The sequence below is a fragment of the Teredinibacter purpureus genome (assembly GCF_014217335.1).
Classification (GTDB): domain Bacteria; phylum Pseudomonadota; class Gammaproteobacteria; order Pseudomonadales; family Cellvibrionaceae; genus Teredinibacter; species Teredinibacter purpureus.
Window position 1 is genome coordinate 1750636 of the sequence record NZ_CP060092.1, and the last position, 21333, is coordinate 1771968.

Below are 21333 nucleotides of genomic sequence, written 5' to 3' on the forward strand. Positions count from 1 at the left end.
ACACTCGTCCTCCAAAAGGAGGGCGATGGTTGCGTGCGTCTTCGCACCACTGGTTTGCCTTGACGTGGGCTGGAATGGCATAAAAAATAAATTTGACACTTAGCTGATTGGGTGGCGTTCCCACCCGATAATCATGAAGAGAATATTGAGATCGGCCATAGTCTATCAAGGGGCGACAAGATGACCATTAATAAAAACGACCTTATTAAAAAACTGCTTAACAAAAAAAATAGCAAGAGAAAATCGGCTTTAACCGCTGAAAAATCCTACCCGCGGCTTAGGGCTGCAGGCCATAAAAAAGGTACGCTTTCGCCCGCGCAAAGACGTATCTACCTGTTAAGCAAAATGAATGGTCAAAAGGACGTTGCCTATAATCTGCCGGAAGTACTTAAAGTCACCGGCGAGTATTCCATTGAACAAGCGCAACGCACGGTCGAAAATGTCATCAAACGGCACGATATTCTTCGTACCGCCTTCACTATGGAGGAGGGGGTGATCGTTCAGGAAGTGCACGAAAACGTCGAATTTAATGTCGATAATATTGTCGTATCGCACGAAGAATTTGATTCTTGGCTAGAAGGTTATATACGCCCTTTTGATTTAGAGAAGCCGTGCCTGCTTCGCTGCGCGCTGGTAGAAGCGGGTACCGACCAATATATTGTATTCGATAGCCATCACATTATAGGCGATGGTTTCTCCGCAGGCATTGTCAATAGTGAGTTTGCGCGAGCAGACCAGCCCGAAAATTTAGCTGCGCCCACGTTTCAATATCTTGATTATGTGAACTGGACGAAGCAATTTTTACGTTCCGAAAATTTTAAAAAACAGGAATCCTATTGGTTAAAAGCGCTTAGCGGTAATATTCCCCTGTTAGACTTACCATTAGACATAGCTCGGCCAGAAAGAAAAGATTTCTTGGGCGCTACTGTTGAATTTAGTCTGGGCGACGCTTCAGAATCGTTACGAGCCCTGTTTAAAGCTGAAAGAATCACGTTGTTTACGGGGCTAATCTCGGCTTATTCTGTTTTTCTTTCAAAGTTAACGCAGCAGGAAAGTATCTATATCGCCACTCCTGTGGCTGGTCGCCCTCTGCCCGAAATGCAAAACCTTCCCGGTATGTTTGTAAATACCTTGCCTGTTATTACGAGGCCTCGGTCGGCGTTGTCTTTTTCTGAATTTTTGCATGAGGTAAAGCAGGCTGCTTTTGCTTGCCAGCAGAATGCTGATTGCGATGTGTCTCATATCGTTGATCGTTTAGGCCTGAAGAGAAATCCTTCGCGTAACCCCTTGTTTGACACGCTATTTGTGCTTCAGGTTAAAAATTTAGATACGTTTGACAATACTTCTCTGGGGATCGAACCTTACGCATTTAACCGCGGTAGATCTCAGTTTGACCTTTCTATGGAGGCCGTTGAGCGTGGAAGTGAAATTGTATTCAAATTGGATTATGCAACAGCGTTGTTTTCCGAAGAAACAGTATTGCGTTTTCGCGATCAATTTTTAAATTTGCTACAAGAGATTGTTGCCGAACCTAGTGCTACGCTAGCGTCATTGTCGCTTATCGATAAGCGAACATCAGAACGGCTGTCGCGGTGGGTTCCACCTATTCAGCTTGACCAGATGGCGCCCATTGGTGATGTTTTTGACCAGGTATCAAACCGGTTCCCTAACCAGACGGCGCTTATGTTTGAGGGTGCTGCACTCACCTATCGCGAGCTCAATCAAAAAGTCCATAATCTTGCCTTCAATCTGAAAGAAAAAGGGGTTGTGGAGGGCGACTTTGTCGCCCTGCTATTAGATCGCTCGTTCGATATGATAATTTCTATTTTTGCGATTATTAAAGCCGGTGCAGCTTACGTGCCGATTGATCCCGACTACCCCGACGAACGTGTACAGTTTACGCTACAAGATAGCAACGCCAAGCTGCTGATTACTCAACCTCACATATGTAACGCTAAAGAACGTTTGTTTTCGACATTATCTTTAGGCATTGTTGAAAATGTTAGTGATTATCTAGAGGGTGATCACAGTGTTTTAACGCGTAACAGGGTTACCGATGTACTTTATGTGATTTACACCTCCGGTACTACGGGTGTACCCAAAGGCGTTATGGTCGAACACCGGTGCCTGTTTTCTCTTATTTTTGGTAATCAGAAATTGGATTTTTCGTCGAATGATAATTGGGTGTTGTTTCACTCCTTTGCATTCGATGTGTCCGTATGGGAAATTTTTGCTTCGCTATTAAACGGAAGCACATTATTTATTCCGCCCAAAGAAATTACAAAGAACACACAAGATTTCAGGCAATACGTTAAAGACAACGGTATTACGGTGTTAAATCAAACGCCTTCCGCGTTCTATCGTTTCGCGGAAATTGAACATCAGTGCAATGATAGTCTGTCATTGCGTTGGGTGAACTTTGCCGGAGAAGCGCTTTTGCCTGGGCGCCTCGCTAGCTGGTATCAAAAATACCCTGATACCGCACTGATTAATATGTACGGCATTACCGAAACAACAATTCATACAAGTTATAAGAAACTTACCGTCGACGATATTGATAACGGGGAGTGTTCCAATATCGGGGTTTCGCTCGATAGCCTTTCTATTTACCTTTTAGATAAAGATTTACAACTTTGCGCACCAGGCGTAATCGGGGAGATATATGTTGGTGGTTGGGGTGTTGCAAGAGGGTATATCAATCGCCAGGAATTGAACGAAGAGCGGTTCTTACCGGACCCATTTGTCACGGATGGGCGTATGTATAAATCTGGTGATTTGGCTAAGTGGACGCATGCTAACGAACTCGAATATTTAGGCCGAAATGATCAGCAAGTAAAAATACGTGGGTATCGAATAGAGTGTGGAGAGATCGAAAACCGTATTATCAAACTATGTAATATTGCTTCAGCGGCCGTTTTCGATAAAGTCGATGCGCGTGGAGAGAAATATTTATGTGCGGTGCTGCACGTTGAATCATTGTCCGACGAAGCGGTGAAGACGCTAAAGAGTCAGTTGCTACAGTTTTTGCCTGCCTATATGATTCCGAACCAAATCGTGAGCATTCAGGAGATGCCGCTTACTTCGAATGGCAAGCTGGATCGACGTCAACTCTCCGCTTATATGGATAATTACCAGCCAGAAATCGAATATATTGCTCCAGAAACACCAACAGAAGCTGCATTGGCAGCACTGTGGTCTAGATACTTTCCTAAAGCGGGTAAGATTGGCAGGCAACATGACTTTTTTGATCTTGGCGGCCACTCTTTGCTTGCGATTGAACTCGTTCTCGAAATTAAAAAAGAATTTGGTAAAGATGTAGCGCTAGACGTAATTTTTAATAGCAGTAGTGTGATTGATTTAGCGGTTGCGATAGACGGTAAGGGTATACAGCCGCAGCTAAAACCCATACCCATAATCTCTAGTGTGAATACTGGTTCTGGTTATAAAACGTCTGCCACGCAAAAAAGATTGTTTTTTATAGACCAGTTAACGCCACCGCCGGGCATTGCGTATAACGTGCCCGTTATTTTCGAGGTAGAGGGAAGGGTAGATACCGTCGCCTTGCAGCGTAATATCGCCGGTATTGTTTTACGGCACGAATCATTGCGAACGCAGTTCTCGCTAGTGGATGACGAACTGCGTCAGTTTATCATGCCTGAAAGTGCGTGTTGTTTGCATAAACAACACTATTCTATTGAAAATAAAGAACACGTTATTGGCGAATTTATTCAGCCGTTTGATGTGAAAACGGGGCCCCTTTTTAGGGCAAAGTACGCGACGTTCGAGCATTCTACGACAGCACTATTGATGTTTGATTTTCATCATATTATTTGCGACGGAGTTTCTTTAAACGTTTTTCTTGCAGAATTAAGTGCATTAAGTCATGGAAAGGCGCTGGGTGATTGCTCTGTTCAGTTTAAAGATTTCGCTGTTTGGTGGGAGGGTGAGCCTAAATTAGTTGAAGATAAGCGTTACTGGAGTAAGCAGCTCGCAGGCAGCCAACCGTTAGCGCTCTTTACTGATTTTCCGCGTGAAGCTGCTCAATCGTTTAAAGGCGGTGAAGTCTACTTTCATTTGGAGCCACGTCAGCACGAACAATTAATGGCGTTATCTCAACAACATAAAGTAACGCCCTATATGGTTTATATGGCGGTATTCTCGCTGCTCTTGTCTAAGATTTCTGGTCAAAAGGATATCGTCGTAGGTTCTCCTTTTTCTGGCCGGCCTCACCCCGAAATTCAGCAAACGATCGGCATGTTTGTGAGCAGCCTTCCCATTAGAAGTCGCCTTGACGATAGCGTTACCTTCGTCGGCTACCTTCAGTCTGTTCGCAAGGTATGCGTGGAAGCGCAGGACCATTTGTTTTTTCAGTTTGAAGACATTGCGAGTAATACCGGATCGGTTAAAGATATTTCAAGAAACCCGCTTTTTGACTGCATGCTGGATGTGCAGTTGCCGCGCGAGGCGACTATAACGCTTGCGGATGCGAGCCTTACGCCCGTCGAATTGGCGAACCCCTGTGCGAAAATGGATTTGGTTCTAAGTATTAAGGATTCGGGTAGTCATACGCACGGCACAACATCAATAGAATGTGTGCTTAACTACGCTGCTGAACTATTTACAGCCGAAACGGTGGAATCGTTCTCTAAGGGCTACGTAAGGTTAATGCAGCAAGTACTGGATGAACCACATTCGTTATTGCAAAATTTAGCACTCAACAAATACGACACAGGTATTGCTCCCTATATTTTTGAACGTGCAGACAACAAACAGGCAGTAAGCGAATTTCACTGGTCTAAACGATTAAATAACGTTAACCCAGATTTAAATCTTGCGACTGATTTTCCTCGCACGTCAAATGGATACACATCCTCTTCACTGCCAATTACTGTTGATTCTGAATGGGTTGATAGACTGGTAGCGTATAGTCGGTCAGCGGAAATATCGTTATCGACATTGCTCGTCTCGAGTTGGGCCGCGCTTATTTGTCGGTTATCCTCACAAGATCATTTCAGTTTAGGGGTTGCGTTAGGCCCTTGTGCACCTCTGTTGCCTTACAACGTTTTAGGTAATACTGACACGACAGTACAGCAGTTAATCGACATTAGTGAGGGGTTTTTCTCTGAGTCAAAACGCTATAACAGTATTACGACAGAACGTCTCGATGCGCTCGCGCGTAAAAACCATCGCCTAGCAGAACAGCCGATATTTAAGGTTGGCGTGTGCCTTAATGAAACCCAGGATAAGCCCCGTAGAACATTAGATTTCGTATCGGATTTATGTCTGATGGTTAAGCTCGAGCCCGCGGGCTTTAGTTGCGAATTAGTCTACGCAGACAATCTTTACCAGGAATCTACGATAAGAACCTTTATTCAACTGTGGCAGAATATACTTGCCGATATGATTGAAAACACGGGTTCCTCGGTTAGCCACTTGTCGATTTTAAATGATGCGCAAACCCGCGAAGTTACGATTACCTGGAACGACACGGAAGCGCCGTACCCTGATCAATTTGATGTAAATACGTTATTCGAGGCGCAGGTGACTAAAACGCCAAATGCCATTGCCTTGGAAGATGTTAGTCAACAGATCACTTACCTAGCGCTAGATCAACGCGCGAATCAGCTAGCACATTATTTAAAACACACGGGTGTAGTGGCGGGTGACGTAGTTGCACTGCAGCTAGAAAGATCCATGGGCATTGTGGTTGCAGAACTTGCAGTGCTCAAAGCGGGTGCTACCTATCTGCCATTGGATATGTCTTTACCAGAAGAAAGACAACACTATATTTTTAAAATGTCTGGTTGTCGATGGGTCTTAAATCTGGGTGAAGCCAATGGCGTTATTCGTGCGGAAAACGTAGAAAGTATTGACCTTAGTGCTGCTCATATTGACACCATGCCGACTAACGCTCTGGGAATCAAGCGCCGCGCTACGTCTGCAGCTTATGTAATGTTTACGTCCGGTTCCACGGGTAAGCCCAAAGGGGTGGCCATTCCTCATAAAGGCATAGCGCGCTTGGTGCTTAATACCCAATACGCACAAATTGAAGCGGGCGACCGAGTCGGCTTTGCGGCCAACCCCGCTTTCGATGCGTCCACGCTGGAAACGTGGGGTGCCTTATTAAATGGCGCAAGTTGTGTCGTGATCCCTCAAAATATTGTGCTCGATCCCGTTCAATTGACGGCATTTATACGCACTAAGGCCGTCAATTTTCTATTCTTAACCGTTGGTCTATTTAACCAATATCATCAAGCGCTTGGCTCCGTTATTCCGCAATTAAAGTATTTGATTACTGGCGGTGACGTAATAGACCCTGTCGTGGTCAAACATATTTTGGTCAACAATCCGCCTCAGCACTTGCTTGCGGCTTATGGCCCCACCGAGACGACCACTTTGGCCACAACCTACGAGATTAGCTTAAAGGATCTCGATAGAAACACCATTCCTCTTGGTTACCCTATTAGCAATACTTCAGTCTACATTCTAGATAGACACCTAAACCCGGTGCCCGTTGGCGTTATAGGCGAGCTTTATGTTGGTGGGCCAGGAGTGGCGCTCGGCTATATCAACCAGCCCGGTCTAACGGCCGAACGATTTGTTACAAACCCGTTCGTGCAAGGCACAGGCGACCACATGTATAAAACGGGTGACCTTGGTCGTTGGTTAACAGACGGGACAATAGAGTTTGCAGGTCGCGACGATCAGCAGGTTAAAATTCGTGGCTTCCGTATAGAGCTTGGGGATATTGAAACCACGTTTAATGCAATAGACGGCGTACAGTCCGTGACCGTGCAAGTGCGGGAGTCTGATAACGCACTAGGCGGTAAAGACAAGCACCTAGTGGCTTACTACATAGGCACTGCGGACGCGCATCAACTCCGTGAAAGCGCACGCGAAACCTTACCTGCGTACATGATACCGGCGGCCTACGTGCGCTTAGACGTTATGCCTTTAACACCCAACGGCAAGCTCGACCGCAAAGCCCTCCCGGCCCCCGAAGGCGACGCCTACATTAGCCAACGCTATGCGGCGCCCGAAGGCGAGCGAGAAGAAGCCCTTGCGGCGCTCTGGGCCGATCTGCTTAAACACGAGCAAGTGGGTCGACACGATAACTTCTTCGACCTCGGCGGCCACTCACTGCTGGCCGTGCAACTGCTCTCACGTATCCGTCAGACACTGCAGCTAGACGTCTCACTGAACACACTCTTTAGCCATCCGGTATTGGCCGACTTCGCCACCGCACTCGCCTCGCAGGCACCCCAATCGCAGCTGCCCTCGATCACCTTGGCCGACCGCCAGCAGCCCTTACCCCTATCGTTTGCGCAGCAACGGTTATGGTTCCTCGCCCAGATGGACGGGGTCAGTCAGGCCTACCATATTCATGGCGGCGTCTCGCTCACCGGCGCACTTGATCATGAGGTCTTACACGCAACCCTCAACCGTATCGTGGCCCGCCACGAGGCCTTGCGCACCACCTTCCTCGAGTCCGAGGGTGTGGTCATGCAGTCTATTGGTGATATTGATCAGGGCTTACCGCTACAGATCGTGGACCTCCAACACGATGATCAGCCCGAACAGGCCATGCAACAGGCACTGGATAACGCTGCGAACGCCCCCTTCGACCTCGTCAACGGGCCGCTCATTCGGGCGTGTTTACTCAAGACCCACGCACAGCAACATGTGCTGTACGTGACCATGCACCACATTATCTCCGATGGTTGGTCGCTCGGCGTCTTGATGAACGAAGTGACCGCCCTGTACGCCACCTACCATGAAGACGGCGCGGATTTAAGCCACGACCCACTGCCCCCGCTGGCCATTCAATACCCCGACTACGCCGACTGGCAACGTCGCTGGTTAAGCGGCGACACGCTGCAACAGCAAACCGCCTACTGGCAAGAGGCCCTCGCCAACGCCCCCGCGTTACTCGAGTTACCGGCCGATCGCCCGCGTCCTCAGCAGCAAAGCTTTGCGGGCGCCGCCCGTAAAGTTGTGTTCGATGCGGCGCTTACCCAGCAGCTCAAAACCCTCAGCCAGCAACACGGCAACACCCTGTTTATGACCCTGCTGACCAGCTGGGGCACCTTGCTCAGTCGGCTTTCGGGTCAACAGGATGTGGTCATCGGCAGCCCGATAGCGGGGCGTACCCACCATGAGACCGAGAACCTGATTGGGTTCTTCGTCAACACCTTAGCCTTGCGCCTACAGATCGACCCCGAAGCCTCGGTTGCCGCGTTACTGGCCCACGGCAAACAGCAACTGCTGGATGCCCAACAGCATCAAGACCTGCCGTTTGAACAGGTCGTGGACACGTTAAAACCGCCGCGCAGTATGGCGTACACCCCGATCTTCCAAGTGATGTTTGCGTGGCAGAACACACCCGAAGGGGACCTATCGCTACCGGGCTTGTCGTTATCCACCATTACCCTGGAGGCCCAGCGTCACGCGAAGTTTGACTTAACCTTGAGCCTGCAAGAAGCCAATGGACAGATAGAAGGAGAGATTGAGTTTGCCACGGCACTGTTCGAGGCTGACACGATTGATCGTTATATCGAGCATTGGACCACCTTGCTCCGCGCGATGGTGCAAGAGCCTCAGCGTCGCGTTGCGACCCTGCCTTTACTCACCGACACGCAACGCACACACATGGTTGAAGGCTGGAACCAGACCGAACGGGATTACCCCACGGACCTGTGTTTACACCAGCTGTTTGAACAGCAGGTCGCGCGCACACCACAGGCAACAGCACTGGTGTTTAACGGCGAAACGATCAGCTATCACGCCCTTAATACCCGAGCCAACCAACTGGCGCATTACCTGCGCGAGCAGGGCGTATCACCGGATAGCCGCGTCGGTATCTGCCTCGATCGCGGTGTTGAGTTGGTGGTGGCGTTATGGGCAACGCTGAAGGCGGGCGGCGCCTATGTGCCTTTAGATCCGTCGTATCCCGCGCAACGTCTCGATCATATGTTAAGCGACTCCGCCCCTCAGGTGGTGCTATTAGATGAGACCGGTCAGCAGGCACTACACGGTTTAGCGGGGCTGGGATCTCGCCCTCAACTGCATATGCACCAGCACGCCGAGCGATGGGTAAACGCCCCAACCGACAACCCCTCACGTGACGCGGTAGGGCTTACACCACAACACTTGGCGTACATCATCTACACCTCAGGCTCGACCGGCTTACCGAAGGGCGCGATGAACGAACACGCGGCGGTCGTTAACCGATTGGTCTGGATGCAAGAGGCCTATGACTTAACCGCGACCGATGTCGTACTGCAAAAAACCCCCTTCAGCTTTGATGTCTCTGTGTGGGAGTTTTTCTGGCCACTGATGTACGGCGCCTCACTCTCGATTGCGAAGCCCGACGGCCACAAAGACCCCGTGTATTTACAGACGCTCATTCAGCAAACGAACGTCACCACACTGCACTTTGTGCCCTCAATGCTGCAGGTATTTCTCGAACATGACGCGGTGCAAGCCCCGAGCGTGACGCGCGTGATCTGTAGTGGGGAAGCCTTACCCAGCAACTTAGTTAAGCGTTTCCACCAACGGGTGCAGAACGTCAGCCTCATTAACCTCTACGGGCCAACGGAAGCCGCCATTGATGTGACCGAGTGGACGTGTGATCCCGCCATGACCGGGCACGCAGTACCCATTGGTCGGCCCATCGCCAACACCCGTATTTACGTATTGGACCCGCAAGGTCAACCCGTCCCCACCGGTGTGACCGGTGAACTGTACATAGGCGGTGTTCAAGTAGGGCGCGGGTATTGGAACCAACCGGCGTTAACCGCCGAACGCTTTTTGCCCGACCCCTTTGTGCCGGATAACCACGCCACCATGTACCGTACCGGTGACCTGGCCGCTTTCCGTGCAGACGGCATTCTGGATTATTTAGGCCGTAATGATTTTCAGGTGAAGCTGCGCGGGTTCCGCATTGAACTCGGTGAAATTGAAGCGAAGCTAACCGCCTTGCCGTCTATCATCGAATCGGTCGTGGTCGCCCATAACAGCCAAACGGATTCCGGAGCCGATACCCGGTTGGTGGCCTATGTCACCACCCGCGACACCGCGGCGTTAGACGTAGACGCGGTGCGTTCCGCACTCGCCGACGATCTAGCCGCGTATATGATTCCCTCGGCGTTCATAACCCTCGACGCCATGCCGCTCTCACCCAACGGCAAGCTCGACCGCAAAGCCCTCCCGGCCCCCGAAGGCGACGCCTACATTAGCCAACGCTATGCGGCGCCCGAAGGCGAGCGAGAAGAAGCCCTTGCGGCGCTCTGGGCCGATCTGCTTAAACACGAGCAAGTGGGTCGACACGATAACTTCTTCGACCTCGGGGGCCACTCACTGCTGGCCGTGCAACTGCTCTCACGTATCCGTCAGACACTGCAGCTAGACGTCTCACTGAACACACTCTTTAGCCATCCGGTATTGGCCGACTTCGCCACCGCACTCGCCTCGCAGGCACCCCAATCGCAGCTGCCCTCGATCACCTTGGCCGACCGCCAGCAGCCCTTACCCCTATCGTTTGCGCAGCAACGGTTATGGTTCCTCGCCCAGATGGACGGGGTCAGTCAGGCCTACCATATTCATGGCGGCGTCTCGCTCACCGGCGCACTTGATCATGAGGTCTTACACGCAACCCTCAACCGTATCGTGGCCCGCCACGAGGCCTTGCGCACCACCTTCCTCGAGTCCGAGGGTGTGGTCATGCAGTCTATTGGTGATATTGATCAGGGCTTACCGCTACAGATCGTGGACCTCCAACACGATGATCAGCCCGAACAGGCCATGCAACAGGCACTGGATAACGCTGCGAACGCCCCCTTCGACCTCGTCAACGGGCCGCTCATTCGGGCGTGTTTACTCAAGACCCACGCACAGCAACATGTGCTGTACGTGACCATGCACCACATTATCTCCGATGGTTGGTCGCTCGGCGTCTTGATGAACGAAGTGACCGCCCTGTACGCCACCTACCATGAAGACGGCGCGGATTTAAGCCACGACCCACTGCCCCCGCTGGCCATTCAATACCCCGACTACGCCGACTGGCAACGTCGCTGGTTAAGCGGCGACACGCTGCAACAGCAAACCGCCTACTGGCAAGAGGCCCTCGCCAACGCCCCCGCGTTACTCGAGTTACCGGCCGATCGCCCGCGTCCTCAGCAGCAAAGCTTTGCGGGCGCCGCCCGTAAAGTTGTGTTCGATGCGGCGCTTACCCAGCAGCTCAAAACCCTCAGCCAGCAACACGGCAACACCCTGTTTATGACCCTGCTGACCAGCTGGGGCACCTTGCTCAGTCGGCTTTCGGGTCAACAGGATGTGGTCATCGGCAGCCCGATAGCGGGGCGTACCCACCATGAGACCGAGAACCTGATTGGGTTCTTCGTCAACACCTTAGCCTTGCGCCTACAGATCGACCCCGAAGCCTCGGTTGCCGCGTTACTGGCCCACGGCAAACAGCAACTGCTGGATGCCCAACAGCATCAAGACCTGCCGTTTGAACAGGTCGTGGACACGTTAAAACCGCCGCGCAGTATGGCGTACACCCCGATCTTCCAAGTGATGTTTGCGTGGCAGAACACACCCGAAGGGGACCTATCGCTACCGGGCTTGTCGTTATCCACCATTACCCTGGAGGCCCAGCGTCACGCGAAGTTTGACTTAACCTTGAGCCTGCAAGAAGCCAATGGACAGATAGAAGGAGAGATTGAGTTTGCCACGGCACTGTTCGAGGCTGACACGATTGATCGTTATATCGAGCATTGGACCACCTTGCTCCGCGCGATGGTGCAAGAGCCTCAGCGTCGCGTTGCGACCCTGCCTTTACTCACCGACACGCAACGCACACACATGGTTGAAGGCTGGAACCAGACCGAACGGGATTACCCCACGGACCTGTGTTTACACCAGCTGTTTGAACAGCAGGTCGCGCGCACACCACAGGCAACAGCACTGGTGTTTAACGGCGAAACGATCAGCTATCACGCCCTTAATACCCGAGCCAACCAACTGGCGCATTACCTGCGCGAGCAGGGCGTATCACCGGATAGCCGCGTCGGTATCTGCCTCGATCGCGGTGTTGAGTTGGTGGTGGCGTTATGGGCAACGCTGAAGGCGGGCGGCGCCTATGTGCCTTTAGATCCGTCGTATCCCGCGCAACGTCTCGACCATATGTTAAGCGACTCCGCCCCTCAGGTGGTGCTATTAGATGAGACCGGTCAGCAGGCACTACACGGTTTAGCGGGGCTGGGATCTCGCCCTCAACTGCATATGCACCAGCACGCCGAGCGATGGGCAAACGCCCCAACCGACAACCCCTCACGTGACGCGGTAGGGCTTACACCACAACACTTGGCGTACATCATCTACACCTCAGGCTCGACCGGCTTACCGAAGGGCGCGATGAACGAACACGCGGCGGTCGTTAACCGATTGGTCTGGATGCAAGAGGCCTATGACTTAACCGCGACCGATGTCGTACTGCAAAAAACCCCTTTCAGCTTTGATGTCTCTGTGTGGGAGTTTTTCTGGCCACTGATGTACGGCGCCTCACTCTCGATTGCGAAGCCCGACGGCCACAAAGACCCCGTGTATTTACAGACGCTCATTCAGCAAACGAACGTCACCACACTGCACTTTGTGCCCTCAATGCTGCAGGTATTTCTCGAACATGACGCGGTGCAAGCCCCGAGCGTGACGCGCGTGATCTGTAGTGGGGAAGCCTTACCCAGCAACTTAGTTAAGCGTTTCCACCAACGGGTGCAGAACGTCAGCCTCATTAACCTCTACGGGCCAACGGAAGCCGCCATTGATGTGACCGAGTGGACGTGTGATCCCGCCATGACCGGGCACGCAGTACCCATTGGTCGGCCCATCGCCAACACCCGTATTTACGTATTGGACCCGCAAGGTCAACCCGTCCCCACCGGTGTGACCGGTGAACTGTACATAGGCGGTGTTCAAGTAGGGCGCGGGTATTGGAACCAACCGGCGTTAACCGCCGAACGCTTTTTGCCCGACCCCTTTGTGCCGGATAACCACGCCACCATGTACCGTACCGGTGACCTGGCCGCTTTCCGTGCAGACGGCATTCTGGATTATTTAGGCCGTAATGATTTTCAGGTGAAGCTGCGCGGGTTCCGCATTGAACTCGGTGAAATTGAAGCGAAGCTAACCGCCTTGCCGTCTATCATCGAATCGGTCGTGGTCGCCCATAACAGCCAAACGGATTCCGGAGCCGATACCCGGTTGGTGGCCTATGTCACCACCCGCGACACCGCGGCGTTAGACGTAGACGCGGTGCGTTCCGCACTCGCCGACGATCTAGCCGCGTATATGATTCCCTCGGCGTTCATAACCCTCGACGCCATGCCGCTCTCACCCAACGGCAAGCTCGACCGCAAAGCCCTCCCGGCCCCCGAAGGCGACGCCTACATTAGCCAACGCTATGCGGCGCCCGAAGGCGAGCGAGAAGAAGCCCTTGCGGCGCTCTGGGCCGATCTGCTTAAACACGAGCAAGTGGGTCGACACGATAACTTCTTCGACCTCGGCGGCCACTCACTGCTGGCCGTGCAACTGCTCTCACGTATCCGTCAGACACTGCAGCTAGACGTCTCACTGAACACACTCTTTAGCCATCCGGTATTGGCCGACTTCGCCACCGCACTCGCCTCGCAGGCACCCCAATCGCAGCTGCCCTCGATCACCTTGGCCGACCGCCAGCAGCCCTTACCCCTATCGTTTGCGCAGCAACGGTTATGGTTCCTCGCCCAGATGGACGGGGTCAGTCAGGCCTACCATATTCATGGCGGCGTCTCGCTCACCGGCGCACTTGATCATGAGGTCTTACACGCAACCCTCAACCGTATCGTGGCCCGCCACGAGGCCTTGCGCACCACCTTCCTCGAGTCCGAGGGTGTGGTCATGCAGTCTATTGGTGATATTGATCAGGGCTTACCGCTACAGATCGTGGACCTCCAACACGATGATCAGCCCGAACAGGCCATGCAACAGGCACTGGATAACGCTGCGAACGCCCCCTTCGACCTCGTCAACGGGCCGCTCATTCGGGCGTGTTTACTCAAGACCCACGCACAGCAACATGTGCTGTACGTGACCATGCACCACATTATCTCCGATGGTTGGTCGCTCGGCGTCTTGATGAACGAAGTGACCGCCCTGTACGCCACCTACCATGAAGACGGCGCGGATTTAAGCCACGACCCACTGCCCCCGCTGGCCATTCAATACCCCGACTACGCCGACTGGCAACGTCGCTGGTTAAGCGGCGACACGCTGCAACAGCAAACCGCCTACTGGCAAGAGGCCCTCGCCAACGCCCCCGCGTTACTCGAGTTACCGGCCGATCGCCCGCGTCCTCAGCAGCAAAGCTTTGCGGGCGCCGCCCGTAAAGTTGTGTTCGATGCGGCGCTTACCCAGCAGCTCAAAACCCTCAGCCAGCAACACGGCAACACCCTGTTTATGACCCTGCTGACCAGCTGGGGCACCTTGCTCAGTCGGCTTTCGGGTCAACAGGATGTGGTCATCGGCAGCCCGATAGCGGGGCGTACCCACCATGAGACCGAGAACCTGATTGGGTTCTTCGTCAACACCTTAGCCTTGCGCCTACAGATCGACCCCGAAGCCTCGGTTGCCGCGTTACTGGCCCACGGCAAACAGCAACTGCTGGATGCCCAACAGCATCAAGACCTGCCGTTTGAACAGGTCGTGGACACGTTAAAACCGCCGCGCAGTATGGCGTACACCCCGATCTTCCAAGTGATGTTTGCGTGGCAGAACACACCCGAAGGGGACCTATCGCTACCGGGCTTGTCGTTATCCACCATTACCCTGGAGGCCCAGCGTCACGCGAAGTTTGACTTAACCTTGAGCCTGCAAGAAGCCAATGGACAGATAGAAGGAGAGATTGAGTTTGCCACGGCACTGTTCGAGGCTGACACGATTGATCGTTATATCGAGCATTGGACCACCTTGCTCCGCGCGATGGTGCAAGAGCCTCAGCGTCGCGTTGCGACCCTGCCTTTACTCACCGACACGCAACGCACACACATGGTTGAAGGCTGGAACCAGACCGAACGGGATTACCCCACGGACCTGTGTTTACACCAGCTGTTTGAACAGCAGGTCGCGCGCACGCCACAGGCAACAGCACTGGTGGATGCAAATGGCTCACTGACTTATCAACAGTTAAATGAGCGGGCAAACCAAGTTGCTCAGTTACTCAGTAAGGAAGGCGTAAAACGGGGAGATTGCGTATTGCTGGCGCTTCCGCGTTCGATCTCTTTTGTAGTCGCTGAACTCGCCATTGTTAAAAGCGGCGCTATTTACGTGCCCTTGGATTTGGGCTTGCCGAGTGATCGTCTGCAGTACATCCATAACAATTGTCAAAGCGAATGGTTGATTACCAATAGCCTTTTAGAGCGTAAATTTACGGCGTTACTTAACACGCATGTACTTAATATAGATAGTAACGTGGTCGTTCAGCAATCAAAACAGAACCTCAAAAATACAGCGGCGCCGACCGATGCGGTTTATGTTATGTACACCTCTGGCTCCACGGGTATGCCCAAAGGCGTGGTCATACCGCATAGAGGTGTTAGTCGGTTAGTGTTGAACAATGGTTACACGGATATCCAAAAAAGTGACCACGTTGCATTTGTCGCAAACCCTGCTTTCGATGCCTCTACCTTTGAAGTGTGGGGGCCGCTATTAAACGGTGCTCGTGCCGTTATTATTGATCAGGATGTTGTATTTGATCCGAGCAAGTTTTGCACGGCATTACTCGCGTTTGATGTGAGCTGCATGTTTTTAACGGTAGGTTTATTTAATCAATATCACGAAGCCTTAGCACCTGCGATTCGAAACCTTAAATATCTGTTGGTTGGCGGGGATGTGCTCGATGCAACTGTTGTAAAAAAAGTATTAACACATTATGCCCCCAAACATCTGTTGAACGGATACGGCCCAACAGAAAGCACAACCTTTGCAATAACCCATGATGTAACGCTGTGCGATGTTGTTACGCATAATATTCCGCTAGGACAACCAATAGGCAATACCTATATCCATATTTTAGATGGCAATAATCAAATACAGCCACTTGGAGTGGTCGGTGAATTATTTATTGGTGGTGATGGATTAGCGCTGGGCTATCTAGATCAGCCGGCCTTAACAGCCGAACGATTTGTGGTTGATCCATTTAATCGAGCCGCCAAACTCTACAAAACAGGGGACCTAGGGTATAGACGCGCAGATGGCACCATCGTCTTTGTGGGACGCAATGATTTTCAAGTAAAAATACGAGGCTTTCGAATTGAGCTTGGAGAAATAGAAAATCAATTATGCAAAGTTAATGGTGTGGAGCATTTAATAGTCCTCGCGCTTGCGCGTGAGGGTGAAGCTATTTCCTATGATAAACAGTTAGTGGCTTATTACACCGGCGATGCACAAACGGCAGAACTGAAAGAGTGGGGCAAACAAAAGCTGCCACCTTACATGGTTCCTGAGGCTTACGTGCAATTGGATATATTGCCCTTAAATCAAAATGGCAAAGTAGATAGGAAAGCACTGCCTGCTCCTGCGCCACAGGCGTTTTTAACCAAAGAGTTTGAAGCGCCCGTTGGTGAGATAGAAATGTCGCTAAGTAAGATATGGGCGGATGTTCTGAAGCAGCCCAGTATTGGCCGGCACGATAACTTTTTCGATTTGGGTGGTCACTCATTGCTTGCTGTAAGCCTTATTGAGCGAATGCGTAAAATAGGTTTACACGCAGATGTGCAAGCCATTTTTATGTCCGAAACGCTTGCCGATCTCGCTTTGGCTGTGCGCCAAAGAGGTACTCAACAAGACGTTGAAATACCACCAAACTTAATTCCAGAACAAATTCACGAAACAATTGACAGCGATATTGATGAAGACAGTATCGAGGAGTTCCGACTATGACAATGGACGATATTTTTGAACTGTGTAATCAAAAAAGCATACGTGTATACCGCGATAAAGACCAACTCGTTGTGAAAGCCCCTAAGGGAGCGATGAACGCAGAGATCGCTGCATTATTAAAAGACAATAAAAATGCGTTATTGGAACGTTTACTGACCGACAGTCAAGCAGGGGGTACCGCAGCCGACGAAATTTTCACCTTCCGCATTACGCCCGAAATGCTGACGCTGGTGGATCTTAGCCAAAGTGATATTGATGCAATAGTGGGAAAGGTAGAGGGCGGAGCGAGCAATATAAAAGATATTTACCCGCTAGCCCCTTTGCAGGAAGGTATTCTATTTCACCATTTAATGCAGGAAAACGGCGATATTTATCTTCTGCCGAATATACTTGCGTTTAAAGATAAAACCCGGCTAGACAAATTCTTAAACGCCATGCAAGGCGTGCTCAACCGACATGATGTTTTGCGAACGGGCATCGTATGGGAAAATTTAGAAGAACCGCTTCAGGTTGTATCCAGGAAAACGACATTACCAATTAAACAACTCTATTTTGATGCGTCAGGTGGTGCCGTACTCGATCAGCTTAAAGCGCACATTGACCCAAAGGTATTTCGAATCGATTTAGGTCAGGCTCCTTTGCTTCGAACGTTTATTGCAGAAGACCCCACTGAAGACCGATGGTTGCTCGCGATAATGATGCATCATTTAGTCGCGGACCACACTACGTTAGAATTAATGATTGAAGAGACCATTGCTATTCAATCGGGGCACGAAGCCGCCTTGCCGCGCCCAGTTCCGTTTAGAAATTTTATTGCGCAAATTCAAAAGGGAACCACAAAAGAAGAACATGATGCGTTTTTCTCCTCAATGCTTAGCGATATTTCTGAGCCAACTGTGCCCTACGATTTACAGGATATACAAGCAGACTTAACGGATATCGAAGAAGCCCATCTCTCTCTTGACCCTACGTTGGCTCAAGGGATAAGGGCCGTTGCGAAGAAAAATGGCGTTAGCAATGCGAGCTTATTCCATCTGGCGTGGGGGTTAGTACTTGCAAGAATTACGGGCCGAAAAGATGTTGTATTTGGTACGGTGCTCTTTGGGCGAATGCAGGGTGGCGCTGAAGCTGATCGCGGTATGGGGTTGTTTATTAATACATTACCCATCCGTATTTCAGTTACAGAACAATCACTTTCTGAAAGCTTAAAAGAAACACATTTAACGTTAGTGAAGCTATTGAAGCATGAGCATGCCTCTTTAGCGCAGGCTCAAAGAGGCAGCCAAGTATCTTCTAGTGCGCCATTATTTACAGCGTTACTAAATTACCGCCATACCGCTATGCAGCCCAACGACAATCCAAAAGCGTTGGAAGAGCAGATGGGGTTTGAACACTTAAGCGGCGATGAGCGTACCAACTATCCGTTAAGCCTATCGATTGATGATCTGGGGGAGGGCTTTGTCGCTACCGTTCAGGCACGTGAGCCTATTCGATCTGAGTCCCTAGTGGACTACTTAAAATTAGCGTTAGAAACGATAGTAAAGCAACTTAATCATGTGCCCCAAAGCAACACGGCCGACATAAACGTATTGCCGGATAAAGAATACAACCATCAAGTTTTTAGTCTAAATGATACGGCCATAGTCAATCCCGATACCTGTATACACGCATTGTTTGAATGTCAGGCAGAAAAAACACCCGACAGTACCGCTTTAATATTTGAAGAAACGCGTATTTGCTACCAACAACTCAATCGACATGCCAACCAGTTGGCGAACCTTTTAGTAGAAAAGGGCGTGCGACCTGATAGTCGAGTGGCGATTTGTTTGGAGCGCGGTATCGATATGGTCGTGGGCTTACTGGCAATTTTAAAGGCTGGTGGCTGCTATGTGCCCCTGGATCCTGCGTATCCAGTAGAGCGGTTGGCCCATATGTTGGAAGACAGTAAGCCAGTTGTAAGCTTAGTGCATAGCGCCACGCTGGAATTGATTACAACCATTGGTGACTACGCGTTAGTTAACGTGGATTCTGAAAAGCACACTATTTCACAACAACCTTGTACTACGCCGGCTATAGACCACAAATTTTCTATAGATAACCTTGCCTATATTATCTATACATCCGGCTCTACCGGTAAACCCAAAGGCGTAATGGTTACCCATAAAAATCTCCTCAATTATTTGTTGTCGGTACAGAAAGATCCGGGCATAGACGAAACGGATGTTTTACTAAACTTAACATCGCTTTCGTTTGACATAGCCAGTTTAGAGTTATTCTTGCCCCTTATTACCGGTGCAAAAACTATTCTCTCGAGCCGCTGGGATGCAGCCGATCCACGACAGTATTCGCTTCTTATGCAACGTCATGATGTCTCCATACTGCAAGCAACACCGTCAACATGGAGGTTGCTACTGGAGCACGGTTGGCCAGAATTAAAGAACCCCATAAAAATATTGTGTGGTGGAGAAGCGCTACCCGTTGATTTAAGGAATGGCTTACTTAAGCACGCTCGAGGCATGTGGAACATGTATGGCCCGACCGAAACCGCGGTCTATTCATGCATACATCAGGTTCAGTCCTCCCAAGAAGTTATAAGCATTGGTAGGGCCGTTGCGAATACGCAACTCTATATTCTAGATGATCAGCTTCGCATTGTGCCACTGGGTGCGAGCGGTGAGCTTCATATTGGCGGGGATGGAGTAAGTAGGGGCTACTTTAATCGAGACGATCTCACCGAGGAACGTTTTATTGACAGCCCCTTTCTAGACAATAAAAAAATCTATAAAACAGGGGATTTGTGTCGAATAAATAGAGATAGCAATATTGAGTACCTAGGGCGCAATGATTTTCAAGTGAAAGTTCGAGGCTTTCGTATTGAACTTGGCGAAATAGAAAATAAACTCAACGCATTGGACAGCGTGCAAGAATCGGCGGTAATTGCTCAAGATGACATGCATGGAGAAAAACAACTAAAAGCCTTTATTATTACACGAAAAGGTTGCGAATTTAGTGCCGCTTCCTTACGTACAGTACTGGCAAAAGATCTTCCTCTTTTTATGATTCCGAGCTATTTCTTGTCCGTAGACTCTATGCCTCGTACGCCAAATGGAAAACTCGATAGACAATCGCTAATTCAAGTTGATACCAGTGAATTGGTGTTGCAGGAACACCATAATTCGGCAGGCTGTACACCGCAAACAGAAACTGAGGCGTTGATACTTGAGCAGTGGGCGAAGCTCCTGAATGTTAGCGTCGTACATTCAATTAGCTGCGACCAAGACTTTTTCGACTTAGGTGGGACTTCGGTCAGTATGATCCGAATGGTCGCGTTTGTCTCAAAGACATTCGGCGTTTCGTTGTCGGTGGGGGATATGTTCCAATACCGCACCATTCAACAGCTTGCAACTTACGTAGACCAATTAATCGCTACGCCGGTAGTGGGCAATCCTGAAGAGGCCGAAGAACGTAACAGTGGCCTAATCGCGCTAAATGATGAGTCAAAAAATGTTTCAATATTTTTCGTTCCGGGGTTGAACGGTCACGCGTTAAGTCTGCAAAGTTTAGCAACGGCATTGCCTGCGTATTCAATTTATGGGTTTGAGCCGATTGACATTCACGGGGCGAAAACAGTGTCTCTTGAATCCTTCCATGATTTGTGTGCGGACTATCTATCGCTTATTAAACAGCGCAATGTTTCCGGCCCTATCTATTTGGCGGGCCATTCCCACGGCGGCATGGTGGCACATATGTTAGCGACCACGCTGCAGTCTCGCGGTGTCACTGTGTCCGGCCTTATTTTTCTGGATTCTCTTTCCAGTATTGGCAGTAGCATGCAGGACAATGTTCTAGCTAAAAGAAATGTTAGCGCTTTAGCCCCGGACTATATGCAGTCAATTTTCAGCAATTTCGAGACCTATCTAAATTGCGATCTACGCGTTGAGGCGGAGTACTTACGTTCGCTAAGCGAGCAGGAAAGGCTTTCGCATATTGCGGAACAATTATTTTCACATCACATAATCCCGTCACCATCTACTGAGTTTGTGGCGACATATCTTTTAAATAGAAAACGTCATGAAGATATGCTGACCGATTACGTGCTGAATCAAACGATTCCAACCTTTAAAGGCAGAGCCTGTCTATTTAAAGTTACCGAAACGCAAAAAATACAGCTGGATGAACTAGGAGAATATTATGGATGGGAATCGTTTGTTAGCGAAGGGCTAGATGTCCGTGTTGTTGAGGGCGATCATGAAAGCATGCTACAAGAGCCGTACGTTAACACTACCGCGACAACAATTACGAAATGGTTAGAAAGCCTCAATACTCAATAAACGTTCAACGACAAAGAATTTA

The 21333-nt window shown here is 50.4% G+C and carries 2 protein-coding genes; both read left to right on the plus strand.

Translation table 11 applies throughout. From position 1 onward, the window contains the following. Positions 1–180 precede the first annotated feature (180 nt). Positions 181–16980 (plus strand): non-ribosomal peptide synthetase, encoded by a 16800-nt coding sequence (locus H5647_RS07595; protein ID WP_045857585.1) that lies wholly within the window; start codon positions 181–183, stop codon positions 16978–16980. Next, positions 16977–21311, plus strand: coding sequence for a non-ribosomal peptide synthetase (locus H5647_RS07600; protein WP_052691930.1), 4335 nt, complete (start codon positions 16977–16979; stop codon positions 21309–21311). Before H5647_RS07595 ends, H5647_RS07600 begins: the two co-directional genes overlap by 4 nt. Positions 21312–21333 lie beyond the last annotated feature (22 nt).

What these genes read in the sequence shown, in the direction of transcription:
- H5647_RS07600 (WP_052691930.1), top strand. Translation starts at nt 16,977, where the DNA reads ATGACAATGGACGATATTTTTGAACTGTGTAATCAAAAAAGCATACGT.
- H5647_RS07595 (WP_045857585.1), top strand. Translation starts at nt 181, where the DNA reads ATGACCATTAATAAAAACGACCTTATTAAAAAACTGCTTAACAAAAAA.